The following is a 14,055-nucleotide window of genomic DNA, read 5'->3' on the forward strand; positions in this document are numbered from 1 at the left end:
GACATCAGGCGGCTCCCGGCGTCGACGGCGGCACCGGCGGTGCGGGTTGCGTCTGCTCATCCGAAGGCGCAACGGCGACCGGCGGCTCGGGCTCGGCCGGAGAAGCCTGCGCGGCCTGAGCGGCCTGCGCGCGCGCCGCCGCCAGCGCGCCGGACTTGCGCCCGATCGTCGTCGGCGCCTCGGCCTTCGCGGCGGAGGCCGCCAGCGCCTGCTTGTCCTGCAGCGCCTGCGCCATGCGGTCGAAGGCGGCGTAGAGCAGCCCGAATTCGTCCTTGCGCTGTTCTCGGATGCGGAAGTCGACGCGGCCACGGCCGATCTCGTCCAGCGCCTCCACGACCAGCTTGATGGGCCGCGAGAACCAGTTGGCGACGAAGAACATCGCGATCGCCACCGCCAGCACCGTCGTCACCGCGAGCACCGCCATCAGCGTGCGCGACAGCCGCGCGACGCTTTCCAGCGGGCGCTCCGGCAAGCCCAGCGCGACACGCCCCACGGTCTTGTCCTGGAAGGTGATCGGCGAATCGAAGCCCAGGATCGCCGCGCCGCCCGCCGCGTGGTACCGAGTGCGCTTGACGGCGCCCTGCGCGCCCAGCGTCTCGCCCGGCGGCGCCTGATACGGCTTGCCGACGGTGTCGGGCAGGCTGGACGCGGCGACCACGCCGGCGCGGTCGATGACGGTGACGCTCTCGAAGTCACCCGTCTTCATGATCTCCTGCAGCGAGACGTCGACGGAGACCCAGTCCTCGCCCAGCGCCGCGGTGGCGTTCTGCGCGGCGATGAAGCGCGACAGCGCGGTGCCGTAGTCGGCCACCTGCTGCATCAGCGCGGCGTTCTGGCGCTGGCTGATGATGGAGCCGCTCACGGCCATCACGATGGCGACGATGCCGGCCATCATCGCGGCCCACTTCACGCGCAGCGGGATCAACTTGGAGCGGCCCTTGTTGCGCGCTTCCTCGTCGATCTCGTTGAGCACCTTGACCAGCGAATCGGCGAGTTCGGCGCCGGTCTGGAAGCGGTTGTCCGGCGCCTTGGCCATGCAGCGGTCGACGACGCGGCGCAGCGACGCGGGGATCTCAGGGCGCAGCTTGTTGAGCGGCGTCGGGTCGTCCTTGGCGATCTTGAGCGCCAGGTTCACCACGCTGTCGCCGGTGAACGGGCGCACGCCGGTGAGCATCTGGTACAGCACGATGCCCACTGAGAACAGGTCCGAGCGGCCGTCGATCTTCTCGCCGTTCATCTGCTCGGGGGCCATGTATTGCGGCGTGCCGAGCACGTCGCCGACGCGGGTGCGCTGCTCCCCCTTGGTGGACTCCATGTGGGCGATGCCGAAGTCCATCACCTTGATGTCGAGCGTGCCGCGCACGCGGGCGATGTTGCCGGGCTTGATGTCGCGGTGCACGATGCCGCGCTTGTGCGCGTAGTCGAGCGCGCGGGCCAGCTGGATGGCCATCACGACGGTGTCGCGGATGGGCAGCGGCGTGCCGGGCTCGAGCAGGTCGGCCAGCGGCTCGCCGTCGAGCAGCTCCATGGCCATGTAGGGCCGGCCGTCGACCTCGCCCACGTCGTGCACGGTGACGATGTTGGGATGCGACAGGCTGCCGGAGGCGCGCGCCTCGCGCAGGAAGCGGGCGTGGTATTCCTCGTCCTCGCACAGCGAGGCGTGCAGGAACTTGATCGCCACGTCGCGGCCGATGCTCGGGTCGTGGGCCTTGAACACGCTGGCCATGCCGCCGCGTCCGATGCGGTCCAGCACCTGGAAGCGGCCGACCTGGCGCACGGGGGCCTCGTTGCTCGCGACCTTCGCGGCGAGCGTGCCGCCCGGCAGCGTGCCGGTGGACGGACGCCGCTCGGGCTCGGGCGGCAAGGCGCGCAGCGCCGCCACGGCGGCGGCGGCATCGGGATCGAGCACGGTCTCGGCGAATTCGGACGCGCCGAATTCGGATTCCTCGGCGTCGGCCACGGGCGCGGCGAACGGCGTCACCGACGCAGCGGGCGGGGCGACCGGCGGGGCGACCGGCACGGCGGGCGGTGTCACTTCGGGAGCCGGAGGCGCCACGGGCGGCTTGGCAACCGCCTCGACGGCGGGCGGCTTCGCCACGACAGCCTTCGCGGCCGGAACGAGCACCGTTTCATTGCCCGAGGGCTCAATGTCCGCGAGCGACTTGGCGGCGGCTGCGGGCGGCTCGACCGGCGCGGCTGGTGGAACGGGGGGCTGGGCAGGCGCCGAAGGCGTCGGGGCAGGAGTCACGGAAGAGGCTTCAGCGGGAATGGCGGATTCGGCGGCGGGCGTCGAGGGGGCGGGCTTCCCGGCGTGCGTGCGCGGGGTCAGCAGCGGGGCGGGCGCGATGACGGTGTGGTCGGTGTCGACGGGAATGTCGGCCGGCTTGCGACCGGCGCGCATCGAGAAGGTGTCGGGGAACGTCGGATCGATGAAGCTGATCTCGCGTTCATGCTGGACCGTCTCGGGGCCGTCGTCGTGCGGCGGCTCGGGATCCGGCTCCGCGGCCGATGCCGGAACGGCGCGGTTGGCGGCGGTGTTCGGGGGCATGCGGTCCAGCGGCGCGCCGGCCGGCACGATGCGTGTCGCGTCCGGATCGAGCGTGGGATCGTCGGCCGCCGCCGGTGCGTTGCCCGGCTTGGCCGAGCGGGGATTGCCTTCTTTTCGTGACATCGAACGCCTCGCCGCGGCGAGGATCGCCGCCCAATGCGCATCGTCCCTGTCACGGGGATCGGGGGCAATGAACGAAAGTCACCAGAGCAAGGTCCTGGAGTTCGCTAAGCCCCGCCCTGGTCGATTCAGAAGAAGCGCGCGACCCAGCGGTCTCCCACTTCCGAGTCCATCGTCGGATAGCTGATCTTTTCCAGATACTCGTCGCTGACCCAGACGGGCCGGAGCGCATTCGCAACAGCCCGGTACACGGGTAACGGATCGTTGCGGTTGACATCTCCGGCGACCGGCTCAACGCCCGCTTGGACAAGCACCGCGCCGTCCTTCAGGTCCATCACCCGGCAATCGGTCGGCAGGACATCCCTCAACGCGCCACCACCGCCTAGCCGGTCCGCATGGCGGGGTCCCAAGGCCGTGAGCCAGTTGATGGTCATGAGACCGGCGGGTGCATGAAGCACCAGGAACGAGAAGTCGCCCATGGCCAGTCCCGGATGCCGCAGCAGCCGGGGGACCGAGTGAGTCTCGAACGCGTCGGTCGCGTCGTTGTGCTCGGCATTCCAGGCGAATGCGGGGCCACACAGCCCGTAGTTGAGCGGCAGCCCTGCAAGCATCGAGGCGAAGGCCTCCCGCAGCGCATCCGGGCCGTCACGCAGGACATCTAGCGGCAGAAGAATCTGGATGCCACCCCGCGACAATTCCCTCGACGGCGCGTAGTGCACCGCGTCAAAAGCGGGCGGCGTGGCGTCAGCGTCAGGTTCTGCCGCCTGGAAGTGCGCACCGAAGGAGCCGCTGCCCAGCGTCAGGTCCGCATCGAGCCAGCGCGAAACGTCCGCCCACTCCGAAGGCTCGAAGGGGCGCATCGCTTCGTCGTCGTAGTCGCTGCAGAGACGGATGCTTGCGCCGAACCGTTGCATGAAGCCGTCATACAGGCGCTGGATCGCCGGCATGGCCGGCGCGAGCGGCCCGTCGAGCAGCAGGACGATCTCGATGCAGAGGTCGACCAGTCGGACACCGTCTTCATCGACGGTCACTTGTTCTCGAAGTTCAGTGAGAGTCATTGTTGGCAGCCCGTCATGTGCAGGCGCAGTCCTTGTCAGGCTTCATTTCGACGATCTTGTCCTTGTCGGCGCGACTCATGTTGCGCCGGGTGAAGCGCTGATTGCGGGTGTGAGTGTCCTTCGGAAACTTCACCTCGATGTACTTCGAGATGTTGCCCGGCGCGATGCCCCCGGCCGGCGACTTGAGCGACACGGCATCCCAGATCGTCAAGCGACCGCCAAGGGCCAGCGCCTCCTTGGCGATGCCACCAAAGGCGGCGACACCCGGCGCCATGCTGGTCAGCGCCGTCGTCCCGGCGATCGTGCGACCGGTCATCGAGACCAGCATGATCATCGGATCGCCTGGCGTCATCGGCGACAGCGCGGGAGCCTCCAGCAGCAGTCTCGGGTTCTTCGCCGTGTAGGTAGTGAAGTTTCCCCCATGCGTCTTGAATGATGACGAACTGAGGCGCTCCGCCATCATGTCCTGGCGCTTGCCCATGCCGGGCTTCCAGTTCTTCGTCACATGGCAGGCCGCATCGCAGAGCTCATCCGCGAGTTCCTTGTCCCCCAGTCGAGCCGCGAAGTCCGCCGTTGCGATGCCCTGGATCTCTCCGCCCAGGTTCGCCGCGTTCTCGTGGTTGTGGAACATCTTGTCCATCAACCGGGCGCAGTTCTTCCCGTTCATCTTCGTGTCGAAGGAGTACAGGATCCAGGTCGCCTCCTTCATGAAGGTGCTGGACTTGACGCCGCCGAGCGTGCCCGGATTGTCCCCGTTGGACATCGCGAACTTCGAGCCCTTGATGGCCGCCATCGCCTTGTCGCCCTTGACGGTGGTCGTGCCGTCGGACAGCGTCATCGACTGGGCGATGTTGGGATACGGGATCGGCACGGGACCGCCCGGGCTCGGGGTCTTGCAGACGTCCGGGATGGTGGCCGCGCTGATGCCGTTGCTGAACTTGTGGACCAGCGAGTTGACCGTTCCGTTGACCTTGATGGTGACCGGCATGGCGTCAGTCGATCCGGCTGCGAAGCACGGGCCACAACTGCGCGTGGAAGGTGCCGCACAGGCCGAGCAGTCCGTCGAGCAGGTCCGGGTGCGCCCGGAACCGCCACAGGCTCCAGGTCAGCCGGTTGTCCAGCCAGTCGATCTCCTCGTCGTACTGGAAGCCGCACTTCAGCGGATCGACGGGCGCGACCCCGTAGGCCCCCGATGAGGCGGCGTGGGCCCAGAACCGCAACAACTCCTCGATGCCCGCCTTGGCATCGTCCGCAGGGATGCCGTCAAAGGTCAGGTCCAGTTCGAACTGGTCCTGGCCTTCGTGCGAGATCTCCGCCTCGAACGGCAACGGCATCGTCGCGGGATAGGCGTGATCGAGCTTCGTCTCCTTCGCCAACTGGTACTGGCAGGCCCGGCCATCGCCGGACACCTCGATCCGACGCAGCAAGGTGACGACGTCGCTGCCCATGAACTGGCTCGCCAGGACCGACACGGCGCCGTCCACCGCCGGCCACCCCTTGAGCTTCCACGCGAAATCGTCCTTGCCCACCCGGACGGACTTGAACAGCGGCGTCATCGGATCGAAGTCACTTGCCGGCAGCACGCCCAGAGCACCGGTCGCACCGAGCACCCCGAAGTTCATCAGCTTGCCATGCAGCAGCGGACGGACCTCGTCCATCGGCAACTCGTCGTTCACCACGAAGCGCAGATGCGTCGTGACATCCGGGCCGAACAGGGGCCCCTCGGACAGGAGGAACTCGAATGGCAGCTCATAGGCAGTCGACAGGGTCATGCGCGGCGGACCTCAATGCAGTTCATGAAGGAAGCGTCGTTCGTAGCGGTCCAGCAGGTCGGCGTTGCCGGCGAAGCGGGCCCGTTGCAGCGCCAGGTCGTCGAAAAGCGTCATCGGTTCGAGGAACCGCGCCATCGCGCCGTACTGCGCGGCAGTCGGACCGTCGTGAACCCAGCCGGCAAACGGCGAGCCGGGAACCTGCAGACGCCATCGCCCGCGTGCCGATGCGGCCACCACGCCCGCGGCGCGCAGACCGACGAGTTCCTCTTCGCCGCCCGCGCGTTCGACCAAGGCATCGTCGAGCAGCACCATCCAGCGCGCACCCCGGCAGCGCCCGCCGATCTCCAGGCGTGTCGCGCCGTTGGTCGACACGTCCAGGGGTGGCACGCGCAAGCCCCAGCCGCCAGTGCCTGCGGAGGGCTCATCGTCGGGGTCGCGTGGACTCGCCAACGCGGGCGCCAGATAGCCGCTCTCCAGCGGACCCGTCAGCAGGACGCCCATCAGCGCCTCCAGATGGTCCGGCCAACGCGGCTGCGCGCGCAGCGCATCGATCGAGAGCTCGGCCTGCCACCAGTGGCGCACCGGGCTGCCGGCCACTGCCGCATCGGTGTCGGCGACGAACTCGACCGATTGCTCGGCCGCCATCGGATCCGTGCCGGCGCAATACTCGGCGGAGAACAGGCTCCGCGCCCGCCCTGCCTGCGAGCGCCGCCACGCGGCAATGTGCGCGAGGAATTGCCCGGCCTCCGCACTCCGATAGCGACCCGCGCCCGCGCCGATCATCGCGGCGCCGGGCAGCGACCGCCACAGCGGGGAGGTCATCCACGCGCTGCTGGCGCGCTCCGCCCAGGCCACGAAGTCGTCCAGCGGACCGACGCAGAACGCGGCGGCGGTCAGGGTCATGCGCACGGGCGGCATGGTCGGCGCCTTCAGACCGGCAGCGGCGGAAGCGCCGGCAATTTCGTGACCGACGACACTACCTTCCCGGCCTTGTTCCACGCCGAATGGATCACCGTCGGCTGGCCGTCGCCGGTATAGCGCCCATAGGCCCGCTGCTGCTTGTTGGACATCTTCCCCTTGCCGCCGCAGTTGAACTTGAAGTCGATCGCCTTGGCGATGTTGTCCTTGGTGATGGGGAGCTTGGGGTCCTTCAGCACGAGCACATCGGCGACGAAGTTGCCCATGCCGCCGGCCGCCTTCAACGCGTTCTTGAACACGTCGCCCCAGCGCCGCACCAGTGAGCGCCCCACCAGGGCGACGCTGGTCTCGTAGACCTTGCGAGCTTCGTCGCGGGCCTTGCGAGCCACGCCCTCCAGCGCCTGGCCCTGCCGGTTGAACGCCACCTCTGAACGTAGCGGCGAATTGGGATTCTTCTTGTTGTACTCGTTGATCGAGTCCTCGCAGCACTGGTGTTTGCTTGAACCGAGGGCCGTGCAGGCCTTGCCCTTGGGAGGATTCGACGGGCTGTAGCCCGCCTTGCGGTTGATGGCGTCGTTGCAGTCTTCAGCCAGCTTCTGCAGATCCGCGTCAGTCACGCCGCCGAGTGCCTGCACGACGCCCGCCAGGTTGGCCGCATTCTCGTGGTTGTGGAACATCTTGTCGGTCAGCCGCGCCGCGTTCTTCTTGTTCAGCTTGACGTCGAAGGAGTACAGGATCCACGTAGCCTCCTTCATGAAGGTACTGGACTTCACACCACCCGCGACGCCGGCGTTGTCGCCGTTGGACAGCGCGAATTTCGAGCCCTTGACCGCCGCCATGGTCTTGTCGCCACGGACCGAGGTCGTGCCGTCGGACAGCGTGATGGACTGGGCGATGTTGGGATAGGGAATGGGCACCGGCCCGCCAGGACTGGGCGTCTTGCAGACATCGGGGATGGTGGCCACGCTGATGCCACTGCTGAACTTGTGGACCAGCGTGTTGACCGTGCCGTTGACCTGGATCGTGATCGACATGGCCTCACCCCCCGCCGAGACGATCCAGCAGCCGCTGCTGCCGCCACGCCGGCGCATCCACCGGGAACAGCGGCGTGCCCGGCCGCAGCAGGCACAGGTGCAGCGCGGCGAGCGCCCTCGCCCGCTGACGTCCGCCGTGCAGCACGCGCAGGCAGTGCACCTCGCTCAACGGCTGACCCAGGAAAAGCCGGCCGTCCGCCGACAAGGTCGGCAGCCGCGACTGGTGCGCCAGCCACCAGGCCCGCACCTGCTCGACGTTCGGCCACGGCAGCGCGACGTCCACCGGCACCTCGACGTCGTCGTCCTCCGGGTCCTCGTTGGGGCCCTCGTCGAAGTCCTCCGGCGGCGGCGCCTCCAGGCCGTCCGTGTTCACGTCGGCGCCGGCGATCAGGCAGAAGGCCTCCAGCGCGATGCGCGCCGACGCGGGCTTGGTCATCTGGTCGATCAGCCACGGCAGGTAGCGCAGCTGGCCGGACAGCCCCGCGCCGATGATGCGCAGGCGCGCCGCGCCGGCCATCGTCTCCGCCTCCACCAGCAGGCGGTGGCCCTCCTGCACCGGCAGCGCGAGCACCGCCAGCCGGAACGCGTCCATCTGCCGCGTGCCCGGCCGCAGCGCGGCGCCGGTCAGCGCGGCCAGCGCCTTGCCGCGATCGCCCAGCAGCACGCCGGACCACAAGGCCCAGTAGCGTGGCTCGCTCTTCTCGTCGCCGATCAGGCCGAGCACCGGCTCCAGCCACTCGACGCGCCCGAGCTCGCCCGCCAGCCGCAGCGCCCGCGCGCGCTCGCCGGCATTGGTCGACCGCATCGACACCGACCAGCGCTCGCCCGCGTCCAGCCGGTGCGCGCCGTAGGCCTCCAGCGTCAGGCGCCGGCTCAGCGAATCGTCGGCCGACATCAGCGCCTCGGCCTTCAGCGCCTCGTTGGCGCCGACCCAGCCCAGCGCCGAGGCAAGACCTGGCGCCGCCTCGGGCGCTTCCTTGGCGCGCCGCACCAGCGGCAGCCAGTCGTCCGGCCGCCCGTTCAGCGCCAGGACGCCGGCGACGAAGAAGTCCTCCGCGCAATCGTTGACCAGCGCGGCCTGGCACGGCGGCCAGGCCTCGTCGCCGGCCTCGACGAGCCCGTCGATCTGCGCGGCCAGTTGTTCGTCCAGGTCGGCGAACTGCTGCGGCGAGTAGTGCGGTGCGTCGAGCGCGTCACGCCGCTGCGTCCACAGGAACGCAGCCTCGTCGCGGTAGGTCTCGATCTGGTCGGCGGTCACCGGCGCCGGAAGACCAGGATCGAAGCGGGCGTTGTCCATCGTCATGCCCGCACCGCCACGTCGGCGCGGATCACCGCCGCGCCGCGTCCGCCGCCGTCCGAGCTGCCCCACAGCAGCGTCAGCGGCCCCTTCGCATGCCCCTTGCGGCAGGCGGAGGCCGCCAGCAGCAGATGCAGCGGCAAGCCCGCCGCGCCCACGTCGCCCCAGCAGTCCGCCGGCGCGAGGAAGTCCGTCGGATCGCGCAGCCGGTCGCGCACGCGCAGCCCGCAGAAACCGTATTCATCGGCGCGATACGCCTCTCCGTTCATGTCGCAGACCACGTTGTCGATCACCCCTCCCGCGGGCATTTCATCCAGCGCGCGGCGCAGGGCCTGCGTCAGGCCTTCGCCGATGCAGACCTCGCCGCTCTTGTTCAATTTCGATTCGCGGCCGAGACCGACCGCGAGCACGTCCGCCCAGCCGCCGCCCGCCGCGGTCTCTCCCGCACGCGCCAGGAGCAGCGCGCCGGCGGCTTCACCGGGGATGAAGCCCCAGGCGTTGTTCAAGGGACCGGCACCGTGCAACTGCTCTTCGGCCTCGAGCCATTCGAGCGTCTCCGGCGCCAGATACGAGTCCACGCCCGCGACGACGACGGCGTCGACCTGCCCGCCGCGCAGCCAGGCGCGCGCCTGGTCGAGCGCCTCGAAGCCGCCCGCATGGCCGCTGGCGAAGAGCTGGCACGGGCCAAGCCAGGCGCCGAGGCGTTCGCGGCACAGCGCGCGCACGGCGTCGGCGGCGTCATCCGGACCGCCAGGACGCGCAGGCGGCAAGGCGATGGCGACGCCGATGCGGCCGTCGCGCCCATCGCGGGCCGTCGTCGCCGCACCGCCGGGCGCGAGCACACCCGCCAAGGCTTCCGTCAACGCGGGCGCGAGCAGCGCGACCAGGCGTTCCGCGCCGCGCAGGGCGTCATCGACGCCGGCCACCCGCGCCACGCGCATCGGCTCGCCGGCGGTGTCGATCATGTAGGCGTGCTCGCTGAAGCCGCACAGCCCCGCACGCACCGCGGCGGCGGTCGAACGCGCATCGCCGCCCACCGGGGTGAAGGCGCCGATCGCCAGCACGCGCAGCGCCGGCGGGGCCGGAACAGTCGGTTCCTGGCGCATCTCAGGCCTCCGCCCGATGACCGGAGGCCTCGGCCTCGTCGGGCTCCGGCGCCCCGAGCACGCCGTCGCGCAGGTCCTGTTTGAGCCAGATCCGCGTGCGGTCGAGCTTGAGCACGCGCGGATGGCACGGCAGCGCGCTGTGGAAGACCAGCGAGACCCGGCGCTCGTCCGGCGCCAGGATGACGGTGTGCAGCTTCGGCGGCGGATGCTGCTCGCGGTGGCCGTCGTTGAAGAAGGTCTCCAGGCCGAGGAACACGCGCGGCAAGGCGAAGCGGAGCTGTCCGCCGCCCGGCGACAGGTTCAGCAGCGCGACGGGTTCACCGCCGCGCAGAAAGCCCGCGTGCTGCTGATCCGGCGGCGCGCACTGGTAGTGACGGTCGTCGAAGTCGTCGGGCAGCAGCGGCAGGCGCTCGCGCTGCCAGCGCTCGTCGTAGGTGCCGGCGAAGCGGCGGCGTTCCGTCCAATGGCTGCACAGCGCGCCGAAACCGGCCGGCACGGGCCGGTCCTTCCAGCCACGGATCAGATGGTCGGGGTCCTCGATGTTGGGCAGCGGCCGGCCGTCGACATGGTCGCCGTCGACCGCGTAGCCCTGCCCCAGCGGATTGCGCTCGTCCCAGGTCGCGGGATCGGCCTGGGGATCGACACCGCCGAAGGCGCGCTCCCACACGACGGGCATCGCCGTGAACGGCGCCGGACGGCCGATGCTGCGGCCTGACCAGACGCGATCGCCGAAGACCTTGAGCACCTTCGCGCGACCGCCCACCGCCACGCCGACGTCCAGTTCCGTCACCGGCGTTCCGCCGGGCGCATGGGCCTGTCCGTCGACGATCACGTCGGTCGCGATCTTGGTCCGGATCAGGTCCGCGTCCGCCGACAGGCTGGTCGAGGCCGCGTCACCGCGATGCGCCGGACCGCGCAGCACCTCGGGCTGCGTCTCGGCCACGCGCGGCGTGCCGTCCGCCTGCAGCGTGAAGCTCGCCTTCACGGCCACCAGCCAGATCTCGGTGCCGTCGCGATCGCGCACCCAGCCGCGCTCGGCGGCGAACGGCGTGCGGTTCTGCAGTTGCCACATGGGGGATCCTGACGGGGTCCGGGACCGTCAGTTGATGTCGACGAACGCACCCTTGATGCGGTTCGCGCCGCTGGAGCGGCTCAGCACGTAGGTGCCCCGGATCAGGATCTTGCCGGCGGCGGTCAGCACGATGCTGGCCTCGCCGCAGCGCAGCTCGACCTGCTTCGCGCCGTTGAGCACGACACGCTCGCCGTCGACCGTCACGGTCTGACCCCGTCGCGTCAGCGCGGGTCCGGCCGTCCCGGCAGGCGCTCCCTCGGGGTCGATTTCGGGTTCAGGTTCGGGCGCGGCCCCGCGCGCTTCCAGCTCGAGTTCGCGCGCGGCGTGGGCCGCACGGGCGCCGTGCCTCGGCGCCTCGGGCTCCGCATGCCGCATCGCGCGGCCCAGGATGACCGGCCGGGTCGGATCGCCGCGCTCGAGCGAGACGATGACCTCGTCGCCCTCGTCCTCGACCTTCAGTCCGACGACGGACATCGCGACCACGGGCGGCAGGCCCTTGGCCATGCGGACCAGGAAACGGCCCTGCGCGTCGAAGCCGCAGAACATGCCGACCAGCACGCCGGCGTCGACGAGCCGCATGCGGTCCATCAGGTGCTCGGCGGCGGCGACGGCCGCGCGGGTGGGATCGCCGCGACGGCGGTTGGGACTGGGAGCGGCACCCAGGGGCCCCGCGTTGCCTGCTTGTTCGGCCATGTCAGTTCTCTCCGATCTTGGCGCCCTTGACGGCGACGCCGCCGCTGCCCTTGATGCCTACCGTGCCGCTGGCCTTGATGGTGATCTTGGATGCGGTGATCGTGATCCCGCTCGAGTCCATCACGATCTTGCTGCCGCCGGCCTTGAGCGTGATCGACGGCGCCTCGATCGTGGCGCTGCCGCCGGCCTTGGTCTTGTAGGTGCCCTTGGCGGTCTGCCCGATGGTCGCGGCCGACAGCTTGTGCGGACCGCCGACGCCGATCGACTGCAGCGCGCCGACGTTGACCCGCTGCAGCCCGCCGATGGACACCATCTGCGCGCCGCCGACGTTGATCGCTTCCGCCGCGCCCACGGTGTGCATGCGCGCCGCGCCGACCGTGTGGGCCTCGGCCAGCGAGACGGTGGTGGTCTGCGCACCGTTGACGGTGTGGCTGCGCACGCCGTTGACGGTGACCGTCTGGCCGGCGTTGATCGTCACCGTCTCGCCGCCGTTGACGGTCTCGGTGCGATGCGCGCCGATGGTGATGGTCTCGGCCGCGCCGACGGTCTCGGTGCGGCTGGCGCCGACCGAGGTGGTCTCGTTAGCGCCGACCGTCTTCGAGCGGTTCGATCCGACGCTGATCGTCTGGTTCACGCCGACGGTCTGCGTCTGGTTGTTGCCCACGGTCTCCGAGTCGTCCACGTCGACCGTGTCGGTGCGGTTGTTGTGGATGGTGGAGGTCTGGTCGTGCTCGATCGTGGTGGCCATGTCGTACTGGCCGTGGATCGTGATCATCTCCTTGCCGGCGGTGTCGTCCATCGACATCTCGTTGTAGCCGGCGCCCTTGTGGGTCTTGGACTTCATGCCGCTGATGACGGCGGCGGCGGGCAGGCCGTACGGGGGCATCTGCTCGGCGTTGTAGACGCGGCCGGTGATGAGCGGCTGGTCGGGGTCGCCCTCGACGAAGTCGACCACCACCTCCTGCCCGATGCGCGGGATGGACACGCCGCCCCAGCCCTTGCCGGCCCAGGGCTGCGAGACGCGGATCCAGCACGAACTGGTCTCGTTGCGCTGGCCGCGGCGGTCCCAGTGGAACTGCACCTTCACGCGGCCGTACTTGTCGGTGAAGATCTCCTCGCCCGACGGCCCCGTCACGATCGCGGTCTGCGGGCCCGGCGCCATCGGCTTGGGCGTGCGGCGCTCAGGACGGAACTGCTGGTCGGCGGGGATGGCGTTGAAGCGGCAGCGCAGCTCGGACTCGCCCGAGGCCGACTCCGTCGACGCCTGGCGCAGCTGCGTGACCGTGCCGGTGATGAGGTACTTCGCGTTCTGGTCGTCGCGCGGATGGCGGCTCAGCGACAGCAGATGGCCGGTGCGCACGCCCTGCGCGTTGGTGTCGCCGTCGAAGCGGGCGAAGGCGGTCTGGATCTCGTCGAGGCGGTCCTCGACGTACTGCGCGCCGTCGCTGCCCTGCACGTAGCCGCCGGGGTAGTCGAAGACCTCGCCGTCGGACAGGTCGTAGTCGCGGGCGCGGTCCAGCTGCGTTTCCAGCGAGGTCGAGGGCCGCTCGAAGTCGTAGTCGGTGATGACGACCTTGCCGGGTTTGAGGCTCTCCTGCGTGACCCAGGTGTCGACGTACTCGAGCTCGGGCGGCGCGTTGTTCGCGCCGCCGTAGAACGGCAGGGTCTCGCAGTCCGGGGCGCAGTCGTGGGCGGAGGCGGCGTCGGTCAGCACCAGCGTGTGGCCGGATTCGTCGTGGGTGAAGTACCAGTAGATGCCCTCGTTCTCGAGCAGCCGGGCGACGAAGTTGAAGTCGGTCTCGCGGTACTGGACGCAGTAGGTCCAGGGCCGGTAAGCGCGCATCAGCTTGAACTCGTGGCGCGCGACCGGGTGGTCGTCGAAGACCGCCTTGACGATGTCGGGGACGGTCATCTCCTGGAAGATGCGGCAGTCGGCGGTGCGCGTGAGCAGCCACAGCCAGGGGCGCATCGTCATCTGGTAGACGGTGTGCTTGCCCTCGAAGCCGGTCTGCGCGAAGCGGGTGACGTAGCCGGCCAGGTGGCGGGGCGCGTCGTCGCGCAGGGCCATGGTCAGCGTCGCGGACTTGCCGAGCAGTTCCGAGGCGCGGATGTCCTTGCGCTCGCTGAGCAGGGTCAGCGTGGTCTCGCCGAGGTCGCTCAGCGCCTCACGCGACGCGCAGGCGTGGACGCGGAGGACGTCGTCGTCGAGGGCGGTCTTGAGGCGGAATGGAGCTGCCATGGGCGGACCGTGAAGGCGGACCGGAGCAATCGGACCTTCACGGTAGGCTCGGGCGAACTACGCCGAAAGCGACCAAAGTCATTCGCCACGGTTGCCACGGCCGCAAGGCGGGCAGTCCGCGGCGTTGCAAATCCTCGCCATAGCGCCGCTATGGCTGCGGTTTACGCCTAGCGGCCCCTCCCGCCTTGCAGCCGCGGC

At 69.8% G+C, this 14,055-nt stretch carries 11 protein-coding genes; all 11 read right to left on the bottom strand.

Annotated features, from left to right (window positions below):
- Positions 1–4 precede the first annotated feature (4 nt).
- The 11 genes from AC07PR_RS03045 to AC07PR_RS03095 all read right to left on the bottom strand — a co-directional run bounded on the left by AC07PR_RS03045 (position 5) and on the right by AC07PR_RS03095 (position 13,857).
- The gene (locus AC07PR_RS03045; protein ID WP_495134363.1) at positions 5–2,671 is read right to left on the bottom strand and encodes a protein kinase domain-containing protein; all 2,667 of its coding nucleotides are present in this window, start codon (positions 2,669–2,671) and stop codon (positions 5–7) included.
- 125 nt (positions 2,672–2,796) lie between these two features.
- A complete protein-coding gene (locus tag AC07PR_RS03050; protein WP_495134364.1) occupies positions 2,797–3,699 on the bottom strand; it encodes a type VI immunity family protein in 903 nt (300 codons plus the stop codon).
- 40 nt (positions 3,700–3,739) lie between these two features.
- On the bottom strand, positions 3,740–4,714 hold the full coding sequence (locus AC07PR_RS03055) for a DUF4150 domain-containing protein (protein ID WP_377155209.1): 975 nt from the start codon (positions 4,712–4,714) through the stop codon (positions 3,740–3,742).
- Between the two features lie 4 nt (positions 4,715–4,718).
- Positions 4,719–5,498, bottom strand: a complete 780-nt coding sequence (locus tag AC07PR_RS03060; protein ID WP_495134365.1) for a hypothetical protein — start codon at positions 5,496–5,498, stop codon at positions 4,719–4,721.
- Between the two features lie 12 nt (positions 5,499–5,510).
- Entirely contained in the window at positions 5,511–6,416 is a 906-nt protein-coding gene (locus tag AC07PR_RS03065; RefSeq protein WP_495134366.1) for a type VI immunity family protein, read from the bottom strand.
- Positions 6,417–6,427: 11 nt separating this feature from the next.
- The gene (locus tag AC07PR_RS03070; RefSeq protein ID WP_377155212.1) at positions 6,428–7,450 is read right to left on the bottom strand and encodes a DUF4150 domain-containing protein; all 1,023 of its coding nucleotides are present in this window, start codon (positions 7,448–7,450) and stop codon (positions 6,428–6,430) included.
- A 4-nt stretch (positions 7,451–7,454) separates the two neighbouring features.
- A complete protein-coding gene (locus tag AC07PR_RS03075; protein WP_495134367.1) occupies positions 7,455–8,753 on the bottom strand; it encodes a TIGR02270 family protein in 1,299 nt (432 codons plus the stop codon).
- Positions 8,750–9,853 carry a beta-ketoacyl synthase N-terminal-like domain-containing protein gene (locus AC07PR_RS03080; protein WP_495134368.1) on the bottom strand — a complete coding sequence of 368 codons (1,104 nt, stop codon included), beginning with the start codon at positions 9,851–9,853 and terminating at the stop codon, positions 8,750–8,752. The genes AC07PR_RS03075 and AC07PR_RS03080 overlap by 4 nt, the downstream gene beginning before the upstream one ends.
- Before the next feature lies 1 nt (position 9,854).
- Entirely contained in the window at positions 9,855–10,925 is a 1,071-nt protein-coding gene (locus AC07PR_RS03085; RefSeq protein ID WP_495134369.1) for a DUF2169 family type VI secretion system accessory protein, read from the bottom strand.
- 27 nt (positions 10,926–10,952) lie between these two features.
- On the bottom strand, positions 10,953–11,618 hold the full coding sequence (locus AC07PR_RS03090) for a DUF6484 domain-containing protein (RefSeq protein WP_377155216.1): 666 nt from the start codon (positions 11,616–11,618) through the stop codon (positions 10,953–10,955).
- Position 11,619: 1 nt separating this feature from the next.
- A complete protein-coding gene (locus AC07PR_RS03095) occupies positions 11,620–13,857 on the bottom strand; it encodes a type VI secretion system Vgr family protein (RefSeq protein ID WP_495134370.1) in 2,238 nt (745 codons plus the stop codon).
- Between the last annotated feature and the right edge of the window lie 198 nt (positions 13,858–14,055).

It is taken from the genome of Roseateles sp. GW821-FHT09H11, from assembly GCF_059415845.1.

Excerpts from the sequence above, each read along its gene's own strand:
- AC07PR_RS03045 (WP_495134363.1), bottom strand. The coding sequence starts at position 2,671 with ATGTCACGAAAAGAAGGCAATCCCCGCTCGGCCAAGCCGGGCAACGCA.
- AC07PR_RS03055 (WP_377155209.1), bottom strand. The coding sequence starts at position 4,714 with ATGCCGGTCACCATCAAGGTCAACGGAACGGTCAACTCGCTGGTCCAC.
- AC07PR_RS03060 (WP_495134365.1), bottom strand. The coding sequence starts at position 5,498 with ATGACCCTGTCGACTGCCTATGAGCTGCCATTCGAGTTCCTCCTGTCC.
- AC07PR_RS03065 (WP_495134366.1), bottom strand. The coding sequence starts at position 6,416 with ATGCCGCCCGTGCGCATGACCCTGACCGCCGCCGCGTTCTGCGTCGGT.
- AC07PR_RS03070 (WP_377155212.1), bottom strand. The coding sequence starts at position 7,450 with ATGTCGATCACGATCCAGGTCAACGGCACGGTCAACACGCTGGTCCAC.
- AC07PR_RS03075 (WP_495134367.1), bottom strand. The coding sequence starts at position 8,753 with ATGACGATGGACAACGCCCGCTTCGATCCTGGTCTTCCGGCGCCGGTG.
- AC07PR_RS03080 (WP_495134368.1), bottom strand. The coding sequence starts at position 9,853 with ATGCGCCAGGAACCGACTGTTCCGGCCCCGCCGGCGCTGCGCGTGCTG.
- AC07PR_RS03085 (WP_495134369.1), bottom strand. The coding sequence starts at position 10,925 with ATGTGGCAACTGCAGAACCGCACGCCGTTCGCCGCCGAGCGCGGCTGG.
- AC07PR_RS03090 (WP_377155216.1), bottom strand. The coding sequence starts at position 11,618 with ATGGCCGAACAAGCAGGCAACGCGGGGCCCCTGGGTGCCGCTCCCAGT.
- AC07PR_RS03095 (WP_495134370.1), bottom strand. The coding sequence starts at position 13,857 with ATGGCAGCTCCATTCCGCCTCAAGACCGCCCTCGACGACGACGTCCTC.